Annotated in this window: 18 protein-coding genes and 2 riboswitches; of the genes, 16 read left to right on the forward strand and 2 right to left on the reverse strand. The window is 30.6% G+C overall.

What is annotated here, in order from left to right; genetic code table 11:
- Positions 1–49 precede the first annotated feature (49 nt).
- The 8 genes from CXF68_RS16255 to CXF68_RS16290 all read left to right on the forward strand — a co-directional run bounded on the left by CXF68_RS16255 (position 50) and on the right by CXF68_RS16290 (position 12,444).
- Positions 50–3,055, forward strand: coding sequence for a type I restriction endonuclease subunit R (locus tag CXF68_RS16255; RefSeq protein ID WP_101046170.1), 3,006 nt, complete (start codon positions 50–52; stop codon positions 3,053–3,055).
- Positions 3,056–3,067: 12 nt separating this feature from the next.
- Positions 3,068–4,258: a PD-(D/E)XK nuclease family protein gene (locus CXF68_RS16260; protein WP_101046171.1), complete on the forward strand. Its 1,191-nt coding sequence runs from the start codon at positions 3,068–3,070 to the stop codon at positions 4,256–4,258.
- A 112-nt stretch (positions 4,259–4,370) separates the two neighbouring features.
- Positions 4,371–5,141 (forward strand): hypothetical protein, encoded by a 771-nt coding sequence (locus CXF68_RS16265; RefSeq protein WP_101046172.1) that lies wholly within the window; start codon positions 4,371–4,373, stop codon positions 5,139–5,141.
- 239 nt (positions 5,142–5,380) lie between these two features.
- A complete protein-coding gene (locus tag CXF68_RS16270; RefSeq protein ID WP_198553838.1) occupies positions 5,381–8,146 on the forward strand; it encodes an AAA family ATPase in 2,766 nt (921 codons plus the stop codon).
- The gene (locus CXF68_RS16275) at positions 8,139–9,371 is read left to right on the forward strand and encodes an McrC family protein (RefSeq protein WP_101046173.1); all 1,233 of its coding nucleotides are present in this window, start codon (positions 8,139–8,141) and stop codon (positions 9,369–9,371) included. The genes CXF68_RS16270 and CXF68_RS16275 overlap by 8 nt, the downstream gene beginning before the upstream one ends.
- Positions 9,372–9,611 (forward strand): hypothetical protein, encoded by a 240-nt coding sequence (locus CXF68_RS16280; RefSeq protein ID WP_101046174.1) that lies wholly within the window; start codon positions 9,372–9,374, stop codon positions 9,609–9,611. It abuts the gene before it with no gap.
- Positions 9,612–9,746: 135 nt separating this feature from the next.
- Entirely contained in the window at positions 9,747–11,855 is a 2,109-nt protein-coding gene (locus CXF68_RS16285; protein ID WP_101046175.1) for a M48 family metallopeptidase, read from the forward strand.
- A gap of 100 nt (positions 11,856–11,955) precedes the next feature.
- The gene (locus tag CXF68_RS16290) at positions 11,956–12,444 is read left to right on the forward strand and encodes a 3'-5' exonuclease (protein ID WP_101046176.1); all 489 of its coding nucleotides are present in this window, start codon (positions 11,956–11,958) and stop codon (positions 12,442–12,444) included.
- A 307-nt stretch (positions 12,445–12,751) separates the two neighbouring features.
- Here CXF68_RS16290 and CXF68_RS16300 read toward each other — a convergent pair whose 3' ends face one another.
- Entirely contained in the window at positions 12,752–13,495 is a 744-nt protein-coding gene (locus tag CXF68_RS16300) for a LytTR family DNA-binding domain-containing protein (RefSeq protein WP_101046177.1), read from the reverse strand.
- Positions 13,495–14,535: a hypothetical protein gene (locus tag CXF68_RS16305; RefSeq protein WP_101046178.1), complete on the reverse strand. Its 1,041-nt coding sequence runs from the start codon at positions 14,533–14,535 to the stop codon at positions 13,495–13,497. The genes CXF68_RS16300 and CXF68_RS16305 overlap by 1 nt, the downstream gene beginning before the upstream one ends.
- Before the next feature lie 187 nt (positions 14,536–14,722).
- Here CXF68_RS16305 and CXF68_RS16310 point away from each other — a divergent pair, with 187 nt between their 5' ends.
- The 8 genes from CXF68_RS16310 to CXF68_RS16345 all read left to right on the forward strand — a co-directional run bounded on the left by CXF68_RS16310 (position 14,723) and on the right by CXF68_RS16345 (position 26,413).
- Positions 14,723–15,052, forward strand: coding sequence for a hypothetical protein (locus CXF68_RS16310; protein WP_157821971.1), 330 nt, complete (start codon positions 14,723–14,725; stop codon positions 15,050–15,052).
- Positions 15,053–15,396: 344 nt separating this feature from the next.
- Positions 15,397–16,860, forward strand: a complete 1,464-nt coding sequence (locus CXF68_RS16315) for a cobyric acid synthase (RefSeq protein ID WP_101046180.1) — start codon at positions 15,397–15,399, stop codon at positions 16,858–16,860.
- Positions 16,854–17,861 (forward strand): histidinol-phosphate transaminase, encoded by a 1,008-nt coding sequence (locus tag CXF68_RS16320; RefSeq protein ID WP_101046181.1) that lies wholly within the window; start codon positions 16,854–16,856, stop codon positions 17,859–17,861. The genes CXF68_RS16315 and CXF68_RS16320 overlap by 7 nt, the downstream gene beginning before the upstream one ends.
- A complete protein-coding gene (cbiB, locus tag CXF68_RS16325) occupies positions 17,852–18,793 on the forward strand; it encodes an adenosylcobinamide-phosphate synthase CbiB (protein ID WP_101046182.1) in 942 nt (313 codons plus the stop codon). The genes CXF68_RS16320 and cbiB overlap by 10 nt, the downstream gene beginning before the upstream one ends.
- Positions 18,786–19,313 carry an AAA family ATPase gene (locus CXF68_RS16330; protein WP_101046183.1) on the forward strand — a complete coding sequence of 176 codons (528 nt, stop codon included), beginning with the start codon at positions 18,786–18,788 and terminating at the stop codon, positions 19,311–19,313. The genes cbiB and CXF68_RS16330 overlap by 8 nt, the downstream gene beginning before the upstream one ends.
- 222 nt (positions 19,314–19,535) lie before the next feature.
- Positions 19,536–19,747: riboswitch (cobalamin riboswitch) on the forward strand.
- A gap of 93 nt (positions 19,748–19,840) precedes the next feature.
- Entirely contained in the window at positions 19,841–22,132 is a 2,292-nt protein-coding gene (locus tag CXF68_RS16335) for a TonB-dependent siderophore receptor (protein ID WP_101046184.1), read from the forward strand.
- A 6-nt stretch (positions 22,133–22,138) separates the two neighbouring features.
- A complete protein-coding gene (locus CXF68_RS16340) occupies positions 22,139–23,590 on the forward strand; it encodes a PepSY domain-containing protein (protein WP_255398695.1) in 1,452 nt (483 codons plus the stop codon).
- 301 nt (positions 23,591–23,891) lie between these two features.
- A riboswitch (cobalamin riboswitch) is annotated at positions 23,892–24,100 on the forward strand.
- 114 nt (positions 24,101–24,214) lie between these two features.
- Positions 24,215–26,413 carry a TonB-dependent receptor domain-containing protein gene (locus tag CXF68_RS16345; protein ID WP_198553839.1) on the forward strand — a complete coding sequence of 733 codons (2,199 nt, stop codon included), beginning with the start codon at positions 24,215–24,217 and terminating at the stop codon, positions 26,411–26,413.

Below are 26,413 nucleotides of genomic sequence, written 5' to 3' on the forward strand. Positions count from 1 at the left end.
TCGTACCTCGCAATGACGGTATAAAAGCAATAACAGAAAGAAAAAGAAAATGACAACAGAAGCAACCATAGAACAAGCCACTATAGATTGGTTATCAGATTTAGGATACACGCACCAATTAGGTACTACCCTAGCCCAAAACCATACTAAAGAAGTAGTATTAAAAGATCGGTTGCTTCAGTTTATACAACAACAATACCCAAACATTCCAAAAGAGATTCAAACCTTGGCTGTGTCTGAGTTTACCAATAATGCAGGCGCAGATCTAGAGCACCGTAATCGTAGTTTTCATTTAAAACTCACCAAAGGTTTGGAGTTTGCTTATGAAGATGCTTCAGGTAAAGAAAAAGCAGTTCATATATATCCTATCGATTTTACAACCCCAGAAAACAACACCTTTTGGGCTGTGAATCAGTTTAGTATTACAGGGAAAAATAAACGTCGTCCAGACATTATTATTTACATTAATGGTTTGCCCTTAATTGTATTTGAGTTAAAAAACTGGTACGACCAAAACACCAATGTAAAAGAAGCACACAACCAAATACAACATTACAAAAAAGACATTCCGTTGTTGTTTGAGTATAATGCCATTACTATTATTAGCGATGGTAACGAGGCACAACATGGTATGTTTAGTTCGGGTATGGAGTGGTTTGCCGCTTGGAAAAGTATTGATGGTACAGATACCGTACAGGAAGACGATTTTCAGATGCATAGCTTGTTATTTGGTCTGTTTCCTAAAGACAGAATTCTTAATTATATAAAAAACTTCATATTTCATGAAGACCATAATGGTACGCTTATAAAAAAAGGTGCAAAGTATCACCAGTTTTTCGGAGTAAACTTTGCGGTAGCCGCAGCAAAAAAATCGGTACGTCCGTTTGGTGATGGTCGTATTGGAGTTATTTGGCATACCCAAGGCTCAGGTAAAAGTATTTCTATGGCAATGTACACTGGTATTTTGCGCAGTTTACCCGCATTGAAAAATCCAACCATTGTAGTACAAGTAGATCGTAGTGATTTAGATAGACAATTGTATGAAAACTTTGTGCTAGCAAAAGATTTGGTGGGCGATGTGCAACATGCCGATACCACCAATGATTTAAGAAAATTGTTAAGTGCAGGTGCTGGTGGTGTTATTTTTACCACCATAGAAAAATTCAGACTAAAACAAACCACGGACGATGCACTAGGCGAATTGGAACATCCTATTTTGTCGGAACGAGAAAACATTATCGTTATGGCAGACGAAGCACACAGAACGCAATATGGTTTATTAGACGGTTTTGCTTCTAACTTACGTAAAGCATTACCACAAGCCTCTTTTATTGGTTTTACAGGAACACCCATAGATAGTAAAGATGCCGATACACAAGAAGTTTTTGGAAACGTAATTCATACCTACGATATAAAACAAGCCGTAGCAGACAACGCCACCGTAAATATTTATTACGAACCTCGTTTGGCAAAGTTGCATTTATGGAATGAAAATATTGATGCCGAAGTAGATGCGATAACCGAAGACATTGAGGATAATAGTAACCTAAAATGGGCAGCTATTGAAGATGCCGCTGGTAGTAAAGACCGTGTGCATAAAATAGCAACAGATATACTAAATCATTATACCAACAGAACCAACACCTTAGCAGGAAAAGCCATGGTGGTTTGCATGAGCAGACGTAATTGCGTAAAAATGTACAATGCTTTAACAGCTTTAGAAGGTTGCCCAGAAATAGCTGTTGTTATGACAGGTAATATTTCTAAAGATCCCGTAGGTTGGAATCCGCATATTAGAACTAAAGATGCTACCGAAGGTATAAAAGCGCGGTTTAAAAAAGAAGACGATCCTTTAAAAATTGTAATTGTTAGAGATATGTGGCTAACTGGTTTTGATGCACCTTGTGTGCATACCATGTATATAGATAAAATTATGAAAGGTCATAATTTAATGCAAGCCATTACCAGAACCAACAGAGTTTTAAAAGATAAGAAAAACGGTGTTATTGTAGATTATATTGGTATTGGCGATAATTTAAAAACAGCAACTGGTAAATATACTGGCGGTGGCGGAAAAGGCAAGCCAACGATAGATATGCATCAAGCTTTAGAGTTGTTTTTTAATCAGGTTGAAATATGCAAAGCATTTATTCCTGCAACCATTGATTATACTGATTGGAAACGCTTACGAGATGGAGACAAAGTATTATTAGTAAAGGCAGCTTTAAATCATGTTATTAAATATGAACAAGACGCTAATAATTATATGAAGGCAGAAAAAACGGTGTCTAGTTTATTATCTATCGTAAAAAGTCAGCCTGAAATACAAGAGTATGCAGTAGCTGTAATATTTGCACAACATGTGTCTAAAGCAATTCGTAACGCAAAATCTGTAACCAATAGCAGAGGCGAGCAAAAAGAAAAAATTAAAGAACTTATTAGCCAAAGTATCGATTCAGAAGATATTGTAGATGTCTTTGCAATGGCAGGTATAGAGAAGCCGGACATTTCCATTTTAGACGAAACCTTTTTATTGGGTGCAAAGCAAGAAAAAGATGGTCATGCTTTAAAGATAGAATTGATAAAAAATATTCTGAAAAATGAAATTAAACTTCGACTTCATAAAAACATTAAAAAATACACTTCACTAAGGGAAGAGTTAGAAAAAGTTATAGACAGGTACCACACCAATGCATTAGATAGTTACGCCACTATTGCCGAAATGGTAACACGTGCAAAAGATTTACAAAATGATGATAAACGAACCAAAGAGTTAGGTTTAAGCGAAGAGGAATTAGCATTCTATGATATCCTAGCAACGAAACAAGACCTTATTAAAGAAAAAGGATTAGTTCAGGATATTGTACATGCAGTTGTAAAAGCCGTAAAGGATAATCTTGAATTAGATTGGACAAAAAAAGGAGAAGCTAAAGCTGCAATACGGTTAGCCGTAAAAAAAGAATTAAAAAAGAAAGTAAGTTTACTGAAACTTAATGAAATTTTAGAAGAAATCATGCAACAAGCTGAAGGTCAGTTTAGCGAGTGGACTGCTTAAAAAGAACTTTTTATGGAATACACCAAATTAGAAACATTACTTCATGAGTCTGGAGACATTGTAAGTGCCCATCTTAAAGATAGTAGAGAAAAAGGAGAAGACTTTAATGTTTTTTCCATCTTAGGTATGGAAACGAATGAAACCAAAACACATGCTGCAATGTTGGTGGCACTATTAGATCCTAAAGGAACTCATTATCAAAATGAAAAATTTTTAACTCTATTCCTTAAAGAAATTGGTTACAAAAATTATGAAGAGGAAGATTTAATGTTAGTCAAAGTAAAAACAGAACATTATTTGGGTAAAATACCTGAAGATTATACAAGCGGTGGTTTTATAGATATTTTAATAACATTTCCTTCAGGAAAAGCAATAGCTATAGAAAATAAAATTGATGCAGGCGATCAACCAAAACAACTATATAGATATAGTCTGTTTAAAGGTGGTGCTTGTGATTTATTCTATTTAAGTAAAACAGGAAGGCAACCAACAAAAGAAAGTCTTGATAATTTAACAGATAGAGATTATAAAGTGATTTCTTATAACAACCATATATTAAATTGGCTAACGCAATGTTTAGCTATTGTTAAAACAAATTCAATAGTAGAAAGTGTCATAAAACAATATCAGATTTTAATTAAAAACATTACGAATAGCATGGATAATAATTTAGAAAATGATTTAAATACACTCATTGTAAATAATCTTGAGGAGGCTAAATATATACATTCTCATTATCAAAAAGCAATCGATAACATTAGAGATAAATTTAGAAACGCAATTTGCGATAAATTAAATAACTTAGAACTAAATGTAAACGCAGTACTTGGTAACGATATTACAAATGTTTATTCACAAATATGGTTAAAATCTGATGCTCTTGATAAAAAAGGAGCCCTACTAGGGTTAGAATCGTTTTCTGGTCAAGGAAATACTAAAGGATGTATGTTTGTTGGTATTTTAGATAGAAAAAATGAGTATGATACTATAAGAGATGGTGATTATAGATTAAGCAGTTATTGGCCTTTAATAAGCGATCTTAAAACTACAGAGGACAATCCTTTAAATTTAACAAGTACTAATACACTTGAAAAGCTAATAAATAATCCTACTTATTTTGAAGAAATGGTAACTACTGTTGTAAACCAAACAAAAGATTTTGTAGATGCTTATCATGATCTTTATTTTCCTAGTAATGATTAATTAGGTACGAAACGGATAATATAATTTGATAATAAGAAGTATCATTTAGAAACAGTGCTATGTTACTTTAAGTAAATGATATATACTAAAAGAAAAAGTAAAATTGTTTTTTATGGATACTAATTACGATAGATATGGTTCAGCAGCTATAGAAGCTGCTTTGTGTGGAGTAAATCCCATTGTGGCATGGAAAAAAGCAACTAAAGAACTTTCTTTTAGTGATTCTTCTCAAGAAAAACCTTGTCCTAAAAATGCTTTTTTAGGCTTATGTGAAGATGGTTTAGTCAAAGGAATTAAAGCTGATTTTTATTTAAAAAAATCAACCTCAAAGAAGAATAAAAAATACGCTATTGCAGCTGTAAAATTATTAAGAACCAACTCTACTCTTTCAAGAAATGAGTTATGGAATCATATTGCAGAAGAATTCTCTTTAGGTGACATGCCCCATAATTCTCAAATGGATGTTGTCTTGGGATTGTGGAGTGAGAAATTAATTGTTAAAAAAAGTATGACTGCCCATAACAAATATGCCAAAACAGCTATAGAATGCGTTGAAAATTTCAAAGAATCTAACTGTATTAAGGAAATGTGGGTTAAATATGTAAAAGAAAATTTTGATACCAAAAGTTCACAAGAAAAAGGTTGCCCAAAAAATGCATTTTTAGGTTTATGTGAAGAAGGTTTAGTAAAAGGAATTCCAAAAGGAAATTATACCAAGTCAGTTAAGAATAAAGAATATGCTTTACAAGCTATTGATATATTAAAGCAAAATACATTTTTACCGAAAGAATTATGGGAACAATTAGAACTTGGAGATAAAAAGCATAACTCTCAAATGAATGTTGTATTGGCTCTTTGGGAGAATGATTTGATTTTGAAATAAAGAATAAGAAAGCTCATAAGATCTTTTTTAATACGTCCATTACTTTTTTCTAGCTTCTTATGGCTTTCCGTAACCTTAATTATTTGAAGTTCTTTATTTTTAGGCGACTAAAAAAAGTAATCAAGAAAATCTCCCATAAAATCAAGGAAGTAATTAAATTTAATAAAAATCATAATTGTAAAAATCGATATTTTTTTCGCTTTATTACATAATAATTTAATTGATAAATAAAAAAAGTTATGAATAAAGAATTAGAAAGCTCAAAACAGCTATTTTTAGAAAAGTGGCCTATAGAAAAGCTACAAGAAATGGAGCTTCAAGAATATACGAACACAAATAGAGAAGATTCTTTTTGCTACTGGGTAGAGCATATTACCCGAGATTTAGGAAGTGTTGTTGGAGGAAGTTCTTATAAGTTTGGAGTTTATAAAAAAGGCTCAGATAGTAAAACAAAAAAAGCTAATAATCGTGATTCTGATGGAGAATATGCTTGGCATACCAAATATGGAGTAACAGCAGAAGAAGCATTTGAGAAAATCAAACAAATAATTATTGCAATAGCTACAAATGCTCAAGGAGATACTATAGAAACTATTGATGAGATTGATTTAGGAACAGCCTATAAATGGAAAATTGCTTTTTTATATGGTAATTATAATGTTATAAATATATTTAAACTAGAAGCGTTACGCTATGTCGCTAAAAACTTACAAATACCTTTTATAAATAAAACTCCTGTTTCAATATTTCATAGAGAAATTTTAAAACAAAAAAAACAAGATAACTTTTTTGAGTTTAGCCATAATTTATGGCAACAATATGCTAATGGGTTAACAGATGTAAAAGAAGCGTTTGCAAATTGGTTAAATATAAATACTCATGATTCTTATCGCAATTACTTAGGTGATACACCTAGTAGTATAGTTAGAAAATTAGAGGAAATAAACAGTTACTTTGATGAGATAGATTTCTTTTTAGTCAACCCTTTAAACGTAAAAGAACATATAAATACTATCTTATTTTTATTGAATAAAGCAGAAAGAGAAAAGAACTCTGATTTTGAAGAGTATGATCTTAAAAATAGTAATGGTATTCCAAAAGCTTTATTAGGTAAAAACAATTACATCCTATTTTTAAGTGAAAAATTTGTTGAAGAAAATAAAGAAAAAAATATGTTAGAAAATTTAATTAAAGAATTTAGGGGGTATTTAAATGGGTATGCCGATTTAACAATTGAAATCTATTCAGATAACTTTGAAAAATATTTAAGTTTTTATTTTAAAGAAAAAACAACTACTTTTTTAACGAAAGAAGATATTAAAGAATTATCAGAGATAAAAAGGTATCAATTTGATCGTAAAACACATTATGAGCATAAAGGTAAAGGGCATTCTAATTTCGTTTCTTTTTTTAAAGAGAAAATATATCTTTTTGAAGATACTATTTCAGTAAGCAATCAAATACTGTATGGTCCTCCTGGAACAGGAAAAACCTATGTCACTAAAAAATTAGCGGTTGAACTTATAGATAAAACTACCTATGAGGATACAGAAGAAGATAGAAAAGCCATCGTAGAGCGATATAATGAACTCCATAAAAAGGAACAAATTGTATTTACCACCTTTCATCAGTCTATCAGTTATGAGGATTTTGTAGAAGGTATAAAACCAAAAACTTCAGAAGATAAAAAAGTTACATACGAAATAGAAGATGGAATATTTAAACAGATTGTAACTAAAGCAAAAGGTTTAAAAGGAGAAATAAAATCAGAAACCAATACTATCGATTTTAAAAATAAAAATTATTTTAAAATGAGTATTGGAGGTAAAAACAGAAAAGACGTACATAATTGGTGTATTAATAACAATTATATATCATTAGGCTGGGGAGACGAAGAAGATTATTCTGAATATAACAGCATTAAAAATTGGGATACCTATAGAAATAAGTTTAAGAATGAATTTTCCTATTTAATTGAAGAATCAAAATATCACATACAAGCAATGTTCATCTTTCAAAAAATGAATATTGGAGATATTGTTTTAGTTTCACTAGGAAATCATATTATTGATGCGATTGGTATAATAACGGGTGAATATGAATACAAAGAGCATAGCAATATCCCGTATCATCATTTTAGAAAAGTAAAATGGTTAGCAACTAGCTTAGATGCAGATCCGAGTTTATTTGTAGATAAAAACATTTCACAACAATCCATTTATCAGTTTAATAGCGATGATATTAAAGTTGATTATTTCGAACAAACTTTTACTAAAAAACATGAAATTTCTACTCCCAAAGATCATGTTTTAATTATTGACGAAATTAACAGAGGAAATGTATCTGCCATATTTGGTGAACTAATCACCTTATTAGAACCAGACAAACGTTTGGGGCAAGACGAAGCAATTACTGTAAAACTTCCCTATTCTAAAAAAGAATTTGGTATCCCTTCGAATCTTCACATCATAGGAACTATGAATACAGCAGATAGATCTGTAGAAGCCTTAGATACTGCCTTACGAAGACGTTTTGAGTTTAAAGAAATAATGCCAAAACCAGAATTATTAGAAAATATTTTATTTGACGGTTTTAATTTAAAAAAGGTTTTAGAAACTATTAACAACCGTATTGAATTGTTATTAGATAGAGATCATACGATAGGTCACTCCTACTTCATTGCTATTGAAAGCGGAGATACTGAAGAACTAGCTTCCGTTTTTAAAAATAAAGTAATTCCTTTATTACAGGAATATTTTTATGGTGATTATGGTAAAATAGGATTGGTCTTAGGAAAAGGTTTTATTCAACAGAAAGAAAACAAAGAAGTAAAATTTGCAGATTTCACATATGAAAATTCAAATGATTTTAAAACTGCTTCTTTTCAAATACAAAAAATTGATACTAATAATATTATAAAAGCAATACATGAAACATTAGGTATAAAAAAAGAAGCTACACCTAGTAAAGAAAAACAAGTTGCTCCTGAGTTAGCAAATGTATAAACATATTAAAATATACGAACATCAAAGACTGTATGTTGGTGAGCAGGGTTTTAATCAAAAGCATTTAGACGCACTATTAAAATTAAACGAATACCATGATTGGAAATATTTTCGACCTATTTCCAAAGGTATTCAGTTTAACCAATATGTAGGCATCATTCAAATAGATGGCTTATCGATTGAGATTCACCCGAAAGCTGATAAGAATGATGACGATAGTAAATGGCAAGGAGTTTTGTTACATATGTTACAAGCATCCGGTAAACTTAACCCAGAATCAGCAGGTGCAGCAAATGTAAAACGTACAAACCTAAATTTACTAGAAGTTTATTTTGAGCTATATTTATCGGAGATAGACAACCTTTTACATAAAGGTTGTATTAAACAATACCGTAAACAAACTAGCAACACCAAAGCTTTAAAAGGAAAGCTTGAGTTTGCTGGTCATATTCAAAAAAACTTAGTGCATAAAGAACGCTTTTACACGACGCATCAAGTATATGACACAAATCATTTGCTACATCAAACTTTATACAATGCATTAGAGATTGTAGGTCAATTTACCAAAGGAACTCGATTGCACGATCGTTTTAAACGTTTAGATCTTAATTTTCCAGAAGTTAGTCGAAAAAATATAACGAAGCAGCAGGTAAATTCTATTAAATTAAATAGAAAATCAGCTAGTTATAGTTATGGTTTAGAACTCGCTCGATTAATTATATTAAACTACTCCCCTAATATTTCTGGTGGTAAAGAGAAAATGGTTTCTTTATTATTTGACATGAATGTGCTATGGGAAGAATATATATTAAAACAATTACAAAAACATTGTGAAGGTACAAATATTGAAGTTTTTGGGCAAGAATCTAAATCCTTTTGGGGTAACAATAGTTTACGCCCTGATATTGTTTTAAAAAAAGAAGGAAAAACATATATCATTGATACCAAATGGAAATGCCCAAATAATAGTTCTGCTTCGGTTGCAGATTTACGACAAATGTATACTTATTGTCGCTTTTGGAATGCCGAAAAAGCATTGTTATTATATCCAGGAACAGATAAGAACAATGAGTTTAAACCTTTTAAAACAGATGACTATATAGTCCCAGAAAGAATAATAAAACATCAATGTAAAATGAGATTTGTTTCTGTGGTGGATAATGAAGGGAATCTATCTGAAACTATTGGTGAAGAAATATTGAAAGAGTTAATCGAAAACAATTAAATGAAAAACACTCTATTCGTATGTTCTGTAAATAAAAAACGTTGCAAAACAGCAAAGGATTATTTTGCTACAATATATACCAACTATAATTTTGATTCAATAAGAACGAATCAAAAAAAATGTAACAAAGAAGGCACGCATTTTATTACGGAAGACCATTTAAACTGGGCGAATATTGTGTATGTAATGGAACAACGCCGTAAAAAACTAGTTAATGAACATACGGCACATAGTTATTAGCCATAAAATAATAGTCCTTAATATTTTTGATCGTTTTAAATACTATCAAAAGGAATTGATTGCTATTCTAGAATAAAAATAGAATTCTAAAACCTATTTTTGTAAAAAAAAAGAACTAATAAAAGAATAATTTCTATGAACACTAATTATTATCCTAAGAGCCCAAAATCATTACCTAAAAATTTAACCAATTTACCCGCTACGTATTTATTCAGAGCTACTCTAGCTGTATTAGCTATTGTACTATTTTTTGCATTATATATTGGGCTAGTTATTGGCTTAGGCTATTTGGTATATTATGCTTTTATATATGACATGGGTCATGTTAATAAAATAACCATTTTATTAAAAGTTGGGGCAATAGCTGGTGCTGCAATGTTGTTTGTGTTTACCCTAAAATTTATATTAAAATTAAAAAACGATAAGCAGGTAAATCGTATTAAACTTAAAAAAGAAGAACATGCTGAATTATGGGGGTTTATTCATACTATTTGTAAAGAAACCGGTGCACCTAAACCTAAAAATATTTATGTAGACCCTGATGTGAATGCGTATGTTTCATATACAAACATGTGGTTGAGCCTGTTTTTACCAGTAAAAAAAGAACTTACTATTGGTATGGGGCTAGTATCCTGTTTGAATTTATCAGAATTTAAAGCAGTAATGAGTCATGAATTTGGTCATTTTTCACAACGAAGTATGAAAATTGGTAGTTATATTATTTCTGCAAACACCATAATTCATGGTATGATTTACGATAGAGATAAATGGGACGACTTATTAGATCAATGGCGTGCTTCTGATATTAGATTATCTGCCGCTGCATGGGTAATTACTCCTGTAATTTGGGTAATTAGACAAGTGTTAGGATTGTTTTATATGTTCTTAAATTTAATGTATTCTTCTTTATCAAGAGAGATGGAGTTTAATGCTGATAAGGTTGCTATAAGTACATCTGGTAGTGATGCTATTTTATCTGGGCTTTGGCGTTTAGATAGTGGTTTTGAGAAGTGGAATGCTACAATAAATAATGCTTATCTAGCAAGCAAGAAAAAACTGTTTGTAAAAAATTTATATACACATAACACTCAGTCTTTAGCAGAGATAGCCGAAGAACAACATCGTTTATTAAGTAATTTATCTAAAGATTCAAGAGGAGGACAAACGTATTTTACAAGTTCATTAGTATCTAAAGCAGATATGTATGCAAGTCACCCAACTAACGATAAAAGGCAGGATAATGCTAAAGTACCATATATAGTTTGTGAACAAGATAATCGGTCTCCATGGCTACTTTTTAGTAACCCAACTATTCTTCAGGAGGAAATGACAAGCTTAATATATAAGCAATACATAAATAGTGAGCCAAAAGAATTTGCTCGTGATGTAGCTTTTAGAGAATTTATGGTTCAAGAATCACAAGGAAAAGAACTGCTAGCTGAATACTATAATACTTTTGAAAACAGATTTTTACATATTGATACTCCTGAAAACTTAAGGTATGAAGCCATAAAAAATAAAAATATTTTGGCAACGGTAGCAAAATCACATAAAAAAGAATTATTAGAGTTAATGAAACCGATACAGGAATTAGAAGCTTTAATGTTAAAAGCAAGTCAAATAGCAGAAGGATCAGTGCTAGAAAATTCTTTTACATTTAAAAATAAAGAATATAAAAAGAAAGATCTAAATGAAGGGTATCAGTTAATAATAACCGAAAGAGAGGAGCTGTTTAATAATAGCTTTAAAGATTGGGATACTTCTTTTTGTGGGTTTCATTTAGCTTTAGCTAAACAAAAAGCTAAAGCAGAAGCCTTGTTACAAGTTTATGCTCAACACAATACTATAATCAAAGTTTATAAGGATTTTGTTACTTGCAAAAATATTATTTTTAATGAAGTAAATGAGCTACAAACCAAAGAAGATGTAACTGACGGACAAGTGACTATTTTAAAAAGTACAATCAATAGAAAAGTTGAAGAATTAAATGATTCATTAAGTTTATTTGATAGTATGGTATTTATTCCAATGCCAAATATTGAAACTATTGAAGAGTTAAAAGAGGCTATCGTAACAGAAGGAAAATTTAAGGGAGAAGCTGGAGATATATTTAATAACGGAGGCTTTGATAAAATTATAGAAAACATTGATAATGCAATCGTACATTGCCAACGTATAGACCAAAAAAGTATAGGAGTAATTTTAGCTTTTCATAAAGAACTTCAAAATGGATTATTGAATTAACCATTTGGGTTTTATCAATCTTATTTTGATAGAATCATGTTAGACTTTAAGGTAAAAACTAATGGTCGTTATAAACTCAATTAAAGATATCTAATACATTATGAAAACATCTTTTACAGCAATAGATTTTGAAACAGCTACAAGTCATCATATTTGTTCGGTGGGTATCGTAACCTTTGAAAATGGAGAAATTATTGACGAATACCACGCTTTAATTAAACCGCCGAATAATGAATATAATTGGCACAATATTAAAGTGCACGGAATTACAGAAAGGCATACCCAAAACATGCCTAGTTTTAATGAAATATATCCTGAAATAAAGAAACGTATTCACGGTAAAACACTGGTTGCGCATAATGAGAGTTTTGACAGAAATGTATTGACGAAAACAATGCGAGATTATAGCATTGACTATTCGGAGTTGAATATTGCAGAAAAATGGGTGTGCACAATGAAAATATATAAAGCCAAAGGCTATAAGCCTGCAAATTTAAATGCGTGTTGTCAACAAAACAATATCCAATTAGAACACCATCAAGCACTATCAGATGCTCGTGCCTGTGGTAAACTTTTTTTAATCGCTTAATAAAATATACTTTATAAGTAAGAAAGAGTCCACTGTTATAGGGGGCTTTTAAAGAAGATGTATTAACCTATATGTTAATAAAAAATTAGGTTTGAAGAAATAGAATTATCAATAGAGAACAGGTAATAAATAGCTAATTTTAGAACCAACATCCATAATATGGACTAATTCAAGAATAAATACTGCATCTCCTCTACTTAATTACAAAATTGGGATTATGGAAGCAATGGTGCTTATTTTATAACCATTTGCACCAAAAATAGAAAATAAGGAGATGTATTTTACTGAAATAGGCTACAAAAATACATTAGACTCCAAATAATAATTTTAACCTCGTTTTAAAATTAGGTTTTTCATTATCTGTCATTTCAAATATTTGTTTAGAATGATGAAATTTAATTTCTTTGCCTATTGTAGATTTAACATGGTTTAAGTTTACAAGGGTACTTTTACTTATTTTTTGAAAATTGTAACCCCTTAATTTTTCAGATAGTTCAGTAATTGTAAAACGAATATTTGCTATAAGAACAGTATCATTTTTTCCGTAGATAGAAACATAGTTTTTTTTAGACTGCTCATTTCCTATTTTTGCAGTCGTAATATAAAAAGCATCCTCAGGGTTAAATACATAATTACTGCTTCCTTTTTCAAGGCTAATATTTTTTCTTGTATTTATTTTTGGTTTTATTTTACCAATAATTTTATTTTTCAATATGCATTTAAACTCATCAATTTCAAATGGCTTACTTAAGTAACCAGAAATATCTAGATTATTGATTATTAATTTCTCATTATTAGTAGTTGAAGTTAAAAATATTATTTTTTTGTTAGTAGCTATTTTTTGCGCTAACTCAATACCATTATAAACAGGCATATCAAAATCAACAATTAGCAAGTCATAACCAGCTTCGTTAACTTCCTCAAAAGCCTTTTTAGAACTACTAAAACTAGCTATATGGTCTAATTCATAATCGTTAGCAATAGTGCTTATCTTAGCCTTTACTTTTTCTAAAATTTTAGGGTTATCATCAACAAGTATATAACGTATCATTATTTTATATTTAAAGTTAATTCAGCCAAATATTGATTATTAGATATTGGGGCGCTCTCTATTTTACTACCAGGGTAGTAAGTATCTATAAGTTGTTTTAATGCATTCAAACCAAATTTACTAGAAATATTCTCATTTAGTTTATTCATTAAAAAATGTTCTGTACTATTTACTAAACAATAACTAAGTTGTTTTTGTTTATTTTCTTTAATATCTATACTTATAAATGAACTTTCATTATTTAAATCACCATGTTTCAATGCATTCTCTAAAAACGGAAAAAATAAAGTAGGTTTAATCTTTATTCCCATATTTTGATCTTTACTTAATGAATTATGAACTAGTATTTTTGCGTTAGGCTTTAAGTATTGTATTAATTCTAAAAATATATTAATATGTTTTAACTCTTCTTTTATAGTTGTCCGTTCTGTATTTAATGCCGAAACATTATAATCTAAAAGCTTAAAAATGTTTTTTAACGCTTTTACTGATGGTATCTTTTTTTTCTCTTTGGTTTTTTTATATTGTATCCCTAAAAAAGTTTTATAACCTAACTCGATATCTTCTATATCATCATAAATTTGACTAATTACATTTTTCATAAAATGTGCCCCTAGCCTTGTATTATTAGCTTCTACATTTTTAAAATCGACATAACGATCGTAGGCTCTTTTTTGATGATTTATTTCCTTTTTTTGTTGCGCTATTTCCTTCTCTTTACTGTTTAACGTTACATGAATTTTTTGTTTATACCCTGTAATCTCTTCTTCTAATTCAAAAACTAGATGCTGTTTTTCTTTTAGTTTTTCTTTTAGTTTTATTATTTTTTTAAATTCTTTTTCATGGTTTGCAATAACCATTTTACTTGCTTTTAGTTGTTCTTTTATTCCTGTATTCTCTTTTCTAAAAGAACGCTTCTTATAAAGGTTATACCAATTTCTAATAACTACTACTATTAATAAACCTAATAGCACAAGAATCACATATACTAACACTTCTAATTCTCTATTTAGCACTGAGTAATCTGAGTAACGATTCATAAAACGGTTTAGGTGTAATTATATATCAAAAATAAGTTTTCTTCTTTTTAATATCACAAATAAGCAACTTAATATCCCAAATATAAGCGGTCTATCACTATTAGAGAAATTTAATTATAATCATCTGCATCTTTGAATAAAGAACAACAGTTCTGTAAAAATAAAATATTATTTAAAATCAAAAATTATGAGTAATCAAAAAAAGATGACAACAGCGGCAGCGGCCAGAGTACAAAGTACAACGGCTAGAAAACCAAAAATAGAGAATGTAACAGGAGATAGTTTTACAAAAAGAGCACAAAGTGCTGCTGAAAAAAATAAAGCTATAAAACCTAAAAAAAAAATGACTAAAGAAGCTGCTGATAGAATAAAAGCAGCAGCTGATAAAAAGCTAAAACCAGTAAAAAAAAAAGTAACTAATAACGGTAAAAAGCCAAGAGACAAAAAGAAAGGATTTCCTGAAAGAGCAAAGATAGCTGCTAAAAAAAATAAAACACTAGAACAAAAAAAAAGATGACTAAAGAAGCTACTGATAGAATAAAAGCAGCAGCTGATAAAAAATTAAAACCAGTAAAAAAAAAGAAAATCAATAATTATGAAAGAAAATGAAACAAATCACCCAGACGATGTTAATCATGGAAATCAATTGAATCCAGATCATGAAGAGTATCATCACTCTAGAGAAGAAGCTAATTAATCAGTAATTTTTATATCTCGCCTTTTAATAAGAGGCGAGATTTATGTAATACACTTATTTGATATTCATTTATCTTAAAAAACGATTTCTAAGAAACTTTATCAGTAAGCCCACACAAAGTATATATAATTCAATATTTTTGTTTTTCTAAAAAATAAACTTACATGCAAAAACTACAACCTATAATGTTGGTTGGCACCGGATCGGATGTTGGAAAGAGCTGGATAACCACAGGAATTTGTAGATGGCTAAAACAAAAAGGATATACACCTGCACCGTTTAAAGCCCAAAACATGTCGTTAAATAGTTTTTCTACGCCTGATAATTTGGAAATAGGAAGAGCCCAAGCGGTACAAGCAGAAGCATGTGGCATTCCGCCAACGGTAGAAATGAACCCTATTTTATTAAAACCATCGTCGGTAAATAAATCGCAGATAGTATTACACGGTAAACCAATTGGCGACCAAACGGCGAAAGAGTATTTTCTAGGAGACAATAAAAAACAGCTTTTTGAGGAAGCTAAAAAATCGTTTCATCAATTAGCGGCAAAACACAACCCTATTGTAATGGAAGGCGCTGGAAGCATTAGCGAACTGAACTTAAAACATAGAGACATTGTAAATATGCGAATGGCAGCAGCTGCCAATGCCTGCGTATATTTAGTAGCTGATATTGATAAAGGCGGCGTTTTTGGTAGTGTGTATGGTACTATTGAATTGTTAGAAGATTGGGAACGTAAATTAGTAAAAGGAATTATTATTAATAAGTTTAGAGGCGATGCCGCTTTATTTATTGATGGAAAAAAGAAACTAGAAGAGCTCACCAAGATTCCTGTTTTGGGTATTTTACCCTATGCAAAAGATATTGTAATTGAAGAAGAAGATTCCGTTGCTTTAAACCAAAGAGCAACAACGGCGGTTGAAAATAAATTAAATATAGCGGTAGTAAAACTCCATTATATGTCTAATTACACCGATTTTCAGGCATTAGAACAAGAACCACTTATCAATTTATATTTCACCAGAAACGCTGAAGAACTAAACAAAGCAGATGTACTCATTATTCCGGGTACAAAAAATACGATTGAAGATTTAATCGCTTTAAAAAATGACGGATTAGATAGTGTTATTAAAAAGCAATATGCGAACATTCCTATTATCGGAATTTGTGGAGGCTATCAAATGTTAGGTAACACAATTAAAGATCCGTTTTCGGTAGAAAGTACGAATAAAGAAGAACCTGGTTTGGGGGTATTTACTATTGAAACCACCCTAACAAAAACAAAACAAACGGTACAGCGTAATTTTAAGTTTAAAGACTTTGAACAAACTTGTGAAGGCTACGAAATTCATATGGGAGAAACGATTGTGCCTAAAAACAAACATTTGAATCTTATTAATAATACGAAAGAGGGTTATTTTGATGGAAATAAAAGTTGGGGAACCTACCTACATGGTATTTTTGATAATGAAGAAATAGTAACCGAATTACTGCAATTAAAATTCCCGAATGCAAAAGCGCTGAATTATAAAGCTTTTAAAGCGGCACAATTTGATAAATTAGCCGATTGGATTGCTGAGAATTTAGACATGAAAACCATCATAAAAAATAGCGCACAAGAATGTTAAACGGACATGGTGATGATCTTCATTTAGTGGAGGGAAAAATTAAACACAACTTTAGCTCTAACGTATATTATAAAGGATGCCCAAAACCGTTACTTGATGAAATTTCGAGAAACGTTACAAAAATTGAAAGCTACCCCTCGCCTACTGCCAATGAACTGAATGAATTGGCGGCTAAAAAGTTTCAGCTTCATAGCAATCAATTTTTGTTTACCAACGGAGCAACAGAAGCCTTTTATTTAATAGCACAATTATTTTCAGCTAAAAAAGCAGCTATTGTAGCACCTACTTTTTCTGAATATGAAGATGCTTGTAAAATTTTTAAGTTAGAATATGATTTGATTTCTAGCGATGAAATAAAAAACACCAACGCTGATCTACTGTTTATATGCAACCCTAACAACCCAACTGGTCGTATTTTTTCTAAAAAGGAACTAGAACTTCTTTTTAAACAAAAACCAACAACCACTTTTGTTATTGATGAAGCTTATATAGAGTTTACCAACAACTTAACATCCATTACCGCATTAACGAGCACCTACAATAATTTAATTGTTGTTCGCTCATTAACTAAAACATTCACAATTCCTGGGTTGCGCTTAGGCTATATTGTTACAAATTCAAAAAACATAACAGCGCTTTTACAGCTAAAAATGCCTTGGAGTGTTAATTTATTAGCCATAAAAGCAGGAGAGTTTATTTTTAACAATTACGAAGCGCTTCAATTTAACGCTTCTTTATTATTAGAAGAAACTACAACCTTTAGGAAAGAACTTGCCCAGTTAAAAGGGATAAAAGTTTGTGAAAGCAATACGTCTTATTTTTTAGTTGAATTACTACATACATCAGCAAAAGAATTAAAAGAATATTTAATAGAAAAGCATCAAATTTTAATTAGAGACGCTACAAACTTTAATAATTTAGAAGGGGAATTTATTCGGCTTTCTACACAAAGTAAAGAAGCGAATGACACACTTATTACAGCCTTAAAAGTATGGATTTAGCCTCAGTTTACATACTTGTGATTGCTTTTGGGTTGGATTTACTTTTAGGAGATCCTAAAAAACTACCGCACCTTATTATACTATTTGGTAATAGTATTTCTTTGGGTGAAAAATGGCTTAATAAAAATAAGTACCAGCTTTTAAAAGGGGCGCTTTTAACCATCACTTTAGTTAGCATTTCTTTTACGGTACCTTATTTAATTATAGAATGGTTACATGCAAATGATTTTAAAATTAGTGCCATTGTATTTTCAGTAATCATGTTGTTTTACTGCCTAGCCAACAAAACATTGGTAAAAGAAGGCTATGCTGTTTTTAATACGCTAAAAAATGAAGGTTTAGCAGCAGGACGTAAACGCTTATCGTGGATTGTTGGTCGAGAAACCAATCAATTAAATGAGCAGCAGATTAGAGTGGCAACTTTTGAAACCATGTCTGAAAATTTAAGCGATGGGGTTATTGCGCCGTTATTTTACTTTTTAATTTTAGGAGTTCCCGGAGCCATGGCCTATAAAATGATTAACACCTTCGACTCTATGATTGGGTATAAAAATGACCGATACTTGTTATTTGGTCGGTTTGCTGCAAAGCTCGACGATGTTGTTAATTATATACCATCAAGAATTACGGCTTTGTTAATGTTAGTTGTTCAATTTAAAATAAACGGTATTTCTTTTGTTATTAAAGAGGGCAAAAAACACAGTAGTCCTAATGCAGGGTATCCTGAAGCTGCTTTAGCTTATATTTTAAACTGTAAATTTGGAGGGCCTAATTATTATCATGGTAAATTAGTAGACAAACCTTTTATAGGCGACAATACTCGAAAGATTGAACACGCAGAAATTAAAAGAGTGGCTACCATTAATTATACCGCTAGTATATTGTTTACTTTTATCATCATTTGTTTACTATTAGTAGTTAACTATGCATAACCAACCTAAAAAATATATAATTACCGGTGCTCCTGGTACTGGTAAAACTACTTTAATAAATCTTTTAAAAGATACAATTCCTTGTATGGATGAAGTTTCTAGAAGAGTTATTATTAATGAGCAAGAAAATAATAGCAACGGAATGCCTTGGGAGGATATTAATCGTTTTACAGAACTGGTTTTTAAACTAACGAGTAAAGAGTTATTAAATGTAAGTACTCAAGTTTGTGATAGATCGTTACTAGATTTAGAAGCGTATTTAACGGTAGCAAACAAACCGATACCTAAATATTTACAAGAGTTTCCTTATAAAGAAGTGTATCATAAAAAAGTGTTTTTTGCGCCTACTTGGTTTGATATTTACTGTAAAGATGCACAGAGATTACAAGAGTTTGAGTATTGTTTAACCCTAGAAAAAGCGCTACTGGAACAGTATACCAAAAAAGGATTCGAAATTATTATGCTGCCCAAAACTTCTGCTGTTATTAGAACAAAACTTATTTTAGAAGCTATGATATAATTAATACGATAGAAATAAATTTTAGGTTATAATGAATAGATCTCGAAACTTCGTTTAGTACTTTCAATCAAACTGTCTTTTGATTTCAGCAATGCTCGACCTGACAACAAGAGCTGCTCCACTCTGTTTAAAGTCAAGTGCTTAATAATATGCATTTAACTACTGACCTCTATAATACTATTTATTTGAAAAAAAATTATTCATAAATAGTATAAATACTATATATTCGCCCCGATTTTTGGTTTTTTATGCTCTTGTAAAATTTAGCATAAGAATTAAAAGGGAATTTGGTGTAAATCCAAAACTGTTCCCGCAACTGTAAAGCTTATTAAAGGCTTCATTAATAAAAACCACTGTAGTTAAAGTTAAAACTATGGGAAGGTAAATGAACGCTAAGCTAAGTCAGGAGACCTGCCTAAATCAAAAACATAATTTAAACTTTCGGGAATAAAAGTTAACGTGTTCGATGGCCTATTTTTTATAGGCTTCTTACTCTTATATTTTAATTTCGGAACAAATGAAACACAATGAAATTAAAATTAGTATTCTTTTTTTTACTTACTACCAGTTTATTAATTGCGCAGAAAACAAAATCTGTTCAACTTTTAAATAAACTAAACAACCATCCTATTCAGTTTTCATCTATCCTAAATAAAAATTCTAAAAAAGGAACAACCTCAAATACGAACGGTTTTTTTAAAATTACAGGAAAACCGAACGATAAAATTAATATTTCATACATAGGCTATAAATCAGTAAACGTATTATTTAAAAACTTACCGTCAGTCGTTTATTTACAACCTACATCTTTTGAACTAAAAAGCGTAGCCATTTCTGCTAAAAGAAAAAAAAGTACTGCACTAAATAAGCTTCAAATAAAAAACTTAGACGCCCCCTTAACAACAAATAGTGTAAGTTCTAAATTAATTAAACTTAGAAATTCTAATGATTTAGGGAGTGCAGTTAAAAGTGCTACTGGGGTTAGACCTATAAACAGGTATGGTGGTTTTCAAACATTTAGAATTAGAGGTTTTAATAATTTTGTATTATTAAACGACGGTGTAAGAGACGAGCGTCATAACCTTTCAACAAGTGCACCTAGTACTAACTTAGCAAATGTTAGCCATATTGAAGTACTTAAAGGCCCTGCTGGTGTTATGTTCGGACACTCTGCTTTAGGTGGTATTATAAATATAGTGCGAAAAAAACCAACCGATACTTTTTCTGGAGAGTTTAGTGCTACTTATGGTTCTTTTGATACCTATGAAATGTCTGCTGGTATGGGCGGGCCAATTAATGAAAAACTAAAATATAGAGTAGATTTTGGGCTTACTAAATCTAGTGGTTGGAGAGATTATGGTATAAATACCAACAATGCTTCTTTTACGCTTAATTATACGCCTACTGAAAAGGATTTCTTAGAACTATCTTTTCAAACAAATAACGATATATACGATACCGATACAGGTATTCCGGTTGATGAAAATGGAGCTATTGTAGCAGGAATGGATCCGAAAACAAGGTATAACGATCCGCAAGATTATTTAAAACACAAACGTTTTGACTTACAGATTAAATACAAGCATAAGTTTAATGATAAGGTAAAATTAAGTAATAATTTATCGTGGTCTGATGATGATATAAACTATTTATCTACAGAATGGTTGGTTTTTAATACCGCTAAAGATTCTATAACTAGAGGGTTTCCTTTTTACTTTAACCACACAACGAATACGATTCAGAATCAATTAGATGTAAGTTATCAATTTAAGACAGGAAAAATAAAGCACAAATCTATTTTTGGTAATTCTATAAGCTTTTTAGAAAGAAAATCATTTAGAGGAAGTATAATTGGTCCAGGTACAAAAACTACTATTTCAGTAATAAATCCGACTCTAAATCAAGGGGATATAGAAACTGTTGATGAAAAAGTGCAAATAAGAGATGAGTTTAATAGTGGTTTTTATTGGCAAAACTGGTCAGACATTTCTAATCAACTTAAAGTTTTAATTGGTATTCGTTATGATATTTTTGAAGGTAACTATGCTACTGATAAAATTAATGCAGATAGAGTTTTAATTGAAGAAGGTAAAAAAATAGAAATTCCTTCAACCGCTTTTAGCTATAGAGCTGGTTTGGTATATAAACCTTTTAAAAACTTTAGTGTTTTCTCATCATACTCAAACTATTTTAAACCTTCTAGAACGATATCACCAAGTAGTCAAATTTTTGATCCTGAAAAAGGATATCAAATAGAAGGAGGTCTTAAATATGAAAAACTGAATAAACTAAATATTACTTTATCGAGCTTTTATATTTTAAAACATAATATCGTAGAAAGAAATAAGGTTAATGAATACCACCAAATTGGAAAGGCTGACTCTAAAGGAATAGAGTTTGATTTAGCATACACCCCACTAAAAAACATATATATAAAAGCTGGATACGCTTTTACAGAAGCTAAAATACGTGCTTATGATGCAAGCGATTCACAAACAAAAAAAGAAGGCAATGCATTACCTTTTGCGCCAAAACATTTGGCAAATATGTGGGTTAACTATGAGCTAAAAGATGGTTTAGGTTTTGGTATTGGTGGTAATTATACCAGTAATAATTATACGAATTCTAGTAACTCATATACATTACCTTCATACTTATTACTTGATGGTGCTGTTTATTATCAAAAAAATAATGTGCGAATAGGTTTAAATATAAATAACATTACCAATAAATTATATTTTACTGATGCTATTTATGATTATCAGTTCTTCCCTGGTGCTGAAAGAAATTTTAAAGTAAACGTAAGCTATAAATTTTAAGTCCCTTTGAAAAAACTTATAACTATACATCATTACTTAGGCACATTTTTTTTTATGCTATTCCTTGTTTGGTTTCTTTCAGGGTTTGTAATGATGTATAAAAGTTTTCCTTTTTTGGGTAAAGAAGAAAAAATACAATGTAAAAAAGAAACAAGCTTAAGTACTAAACAAATACTACCTCCTGCTACTGTATTCGAGAAAGACACTATAGAAACGATACACAAATTAAGAATTAACGCAATTCTTAACAATATTGTTTATCATGTAGAAACTGCTTCGGGTAAAGTTATTTCGAGGTATGCGAAGAATGGAGAACCTATAAATCTTACTAAAAATAAAGCCTTAGGCATTGCGAAAAACGCTACCAATTTAAAGTACATAGCCGAGGTTACTATTATTAATGAAGTAGATCAATGGATTCCAAAATCTAGATTTAGGAAACATTTACCTGTTTATAAAGTAAAGTTTACAAACCGAGAAAACACATGGGTACATGTATCTTCTCTTACTGGTGAGGTTTTAAATATTACAACTTCTGATGATCGGTTTTGGGCTTGGGTTGGTGCCATACCGCATTGGATTTATTTAAAAGACATACGTATACATCGTTATTTTTGGAAACAACTTATTTTATGGTTGGCTGCATTAGGTTTACTAATGACGCTTACCGGAATTGTTACAGGGTTAATACGCTATAAGAAGAAACCCAAAGCGAATTTTAAAAGGTTTAAAAATAAATGGTATAACCTGCATTATTATTTTGGTTTAGGTTTTGGCTTGTTTATTTGCACCTGGGTATTTAGTGGTTTTATGAGTATGACTCCTTTTAATTGGGTGCCTAGCTCCTCTTTAAACCAACAGGATAAAAGTATTTGGCAAGGGCAAAATTTTACACTAAAAAGTATTACGAATAAAGATTGGACTAATTTTAAAGAGATAGCCTCTAAATCAAAATTTAAAGAGATCCATTTTTCTTTATTTAATGATAATATCTTTTTTGAAAAATTCAACCAAAATACGATTGAAAATCATTGCATAACAAATAGTGATTATAATACCTCAAACGAGCAATACATTGCTAAAATAAACGAATTTAATACCAAAGAAAAAGTAACGGAATTAGTGGTACTTAACGACTATGATGCCTATTATTATGATCGAAAAAATATAAAAACATTACCTGTTATTAAAATTATTACCAATAAGAGCAACTACTATTATATTAATCCGAAAACCAATACGGTACTCCTTAAATCTGCTCCGAAAAACAGAACAGAAAGATGGTTATATCATGGTTTACATAGTTTAGATTTTTCGTTTCTTTCAAAAAACCGTCCGTTATGGGATATTATCATGATTTTCTTACTTACAGGCGGAACAATTACTTGTATTACTGCCACAGGTTTGGGAATTAAATTTATAAAACGAAAAACTAGAAAACATCTAAAAAACAAATAAATTAAAGTAGTTAGAGATCAGTAATTAAATGTATATCATTAAGCAACTGTTTTTAAACAGGGTAATACAACTCTTGTTGTCAGTTCGAGCATTCCTGAAATAAAAAGACAGTTTGCTTGAAAGTAGCAAACGAAGTTTCGAGAACTATTAACCCCTAAAAAATAGGTTTCGACTGCGCTCAACCAGACATTACTCATGGTATTCCAATTAAAATATTTATAATAACACGACCTAAACATGCTCTAAATACAAGAGAAAAACTCATTTTAGAAACCATCTTTTAATTCCAATAATTATATCTACATTTGTGTCGTTATATGGTTTCTTATTTCTTTAGTAAAATTTAGAATTATAGAATTAAAAGGGAATTTGGTGTAAATCCAAAACTGTTCCCGCAACTGTAAAGCTTGTAAAAGGCTTCATTAAAAAAAACCACTGTAGTAATTACTATGGGAAGGTAAATGAAAGCTAAGCTAAGTCAGGAGACCTGCCAATATTACAATAATTTATAATAGTAACTCTCGGGTAAAGAGTTAGAAAATTATGGTTTTTCATACTTTTCTTTCCTTGCCTGCTTAATTTCATTTTTAAATGCAAAAATTGATTTTATGCAGTCTATGGATCATGTGTTTTTCACTATCCATATTCGCACAAAACACCACAATTAAAGGTAAAGTAACTGATAACGAAACTCAGTTAACAATTTCAAATGTACGCGTAACAGCGAACAAAATTATTAAAGGAACAACCAATGAAAATGGTGATTTTTCTATAGCACCAGATAAATTACCTGTAAGATTAACTTTTTCTTTACAAGGCTACCGACCTAAAACAATTGTTGTTAAAAAAAACACTTCTAATTTAAATATTGCTTTAGAAAAACAATTTACAGCGCTTTCTGAAATTGTAATAAACTCTAAAAATGATAAAAAATTAGGCGTTCAAAAAGTTTCTAAAATATCTTTACAATTAAGACCTATAAACAGTGCACACGATTTTTTAAAAACAGTGCCTGGTTTATTTATTGCACAACATGCTGGTGGTGGAAAAGCAGAACAAATATTTCTTAGAGGTTTTGATAATGACCACGGAACTGATTTTGCTGTTTTGGTAGATGATATTGGTATTAATTTAAGTTCTCATGCACACGGACAAGGATATGCCGATTTGCATTTTTTAATTCCTGAAACTGTTCAAACGGCTGATTATTATAAAGGTCCGCATGAAACTTCATTAGGTAACTTTGCGGTTTCTGGTGCTGCCAAATTCACATCAAAAGAAACATTGCATCGCAATACTGTTAAATTAGAATACGGTCAGTACGACTTTGTAAGAGCTTTAGCAATGGTTTCACTTATAGATAAGAATAAAGAAAGTGCCTACATCGCTATTGAAGGAACTTATAACAATAGTTTTTTTGAAAGTAATCAAAACCTTAGAAGGCTAAATACTTTTGCAAAATATACGGTTGCGCTTTCTAATAAACATAAATTAAAAACGTCAATTTCTACTTTTCATAGCGACTGGAATGCTTCTGGACAAATACCACTTCGCGCTGTTAAAAGCGGACTTATAAATAGGTTTGGTGCTATTGATGATAAGGAAGGTGGTGATACTAAAAGAATTCATTTTAATGTACAATTAAGTTCTCGCCTTTCAGAGAGCACCCAACTTACCAATCAATTGTATTATGTTTCTAACAAATACAACTTATTTTCAAATTTTTCTTTTTATCAAAACAATCCTGTTAATGGTGACATGATTCACCAACAGGAAGATCGTAAAACATATACCTATAAAGGTAATATTTCAATAAAAAACATACTACAAATACCTAATAGCACCACCACTTTTGGTTGGTCGGTTGAACACAACAATAACAATATTGGTTTAAATAATGCTGTTGGACGCACATTAGCAACTCCTATAAATGAGTTTGATATTAAGGAAACAAATGTTGCATTATTTTTAAAAGAACGAATTCAAATAACAAATAAGCTAACAGCTTTAGCGGGTATTAGAGCCGATTATTTTAATTTTAATGTAACCGAATTAGTACCAATACCTAGTGAAGGAAATACGACTGCTTTAAGAATAAGTCCGAAATTTAGTTTGTTTTACGATGCTACTAAAAACATTCAATTTTATGCAAAAGCGAGTACTGGTTTTCACTCAAACTACGCAAATGCAGCTGTAAAAAATAAAGATATTAATCCTTTACCAAAAGCTGTTGGATATGATATTGGTACCGAATTTAAAATTGGGAAAAACTTTGTTGGTAATCTTGCTGGTTTTTATTTACAGAGTGATGCTGAATTTGTTTTTAGTGCTGATGGTTTTGAATTTGAAAATAAAGGAAGATCAAGACGAATTGGTAGCGAGGCTTCTTTTAGATACCAACCACTACCCTATTTATGGTTAGATACCGATTTAAATTATAGTTTCGGAACGTTATTAGATGCTCCTAAAAGTGATAATAAAATTCCGAGTGCACCTCGTTTTACCTCAACTGGTGGGGCTACTTTACGCTTACAAAACGGAATTAATACTTCATTACGCTATCGTTATTTAGGAGAACGACCATTAATTGAAGATGAATCTGTAACTGCTCAAAATTATTTTATTACCGATTTAGTTATCAACTATACAAAACCAAAATATCAAATAGGTTTATCAATAGAAAATCTTTTTGATACCGCATGGAGAGAAGCGGTGTTTTATGATTCATCGCAACTACAAGGAGAAACACAACCTGTTGACGATATTCATTTTACACCAGGTACTCCTTTTTTAACAAAATTAAGTCTAACATATTTCTTTTAA

It is taken from the genome of Tenacibaculum sp. Bg11-29 (genome assembly GCF_002836595.1).
Classification (GTDB): domain Bacteria; phylum Bacteroidota; class Bacteroidia; order Flavobacteriales; family Flavobacteriaceae; genus Polaribacter.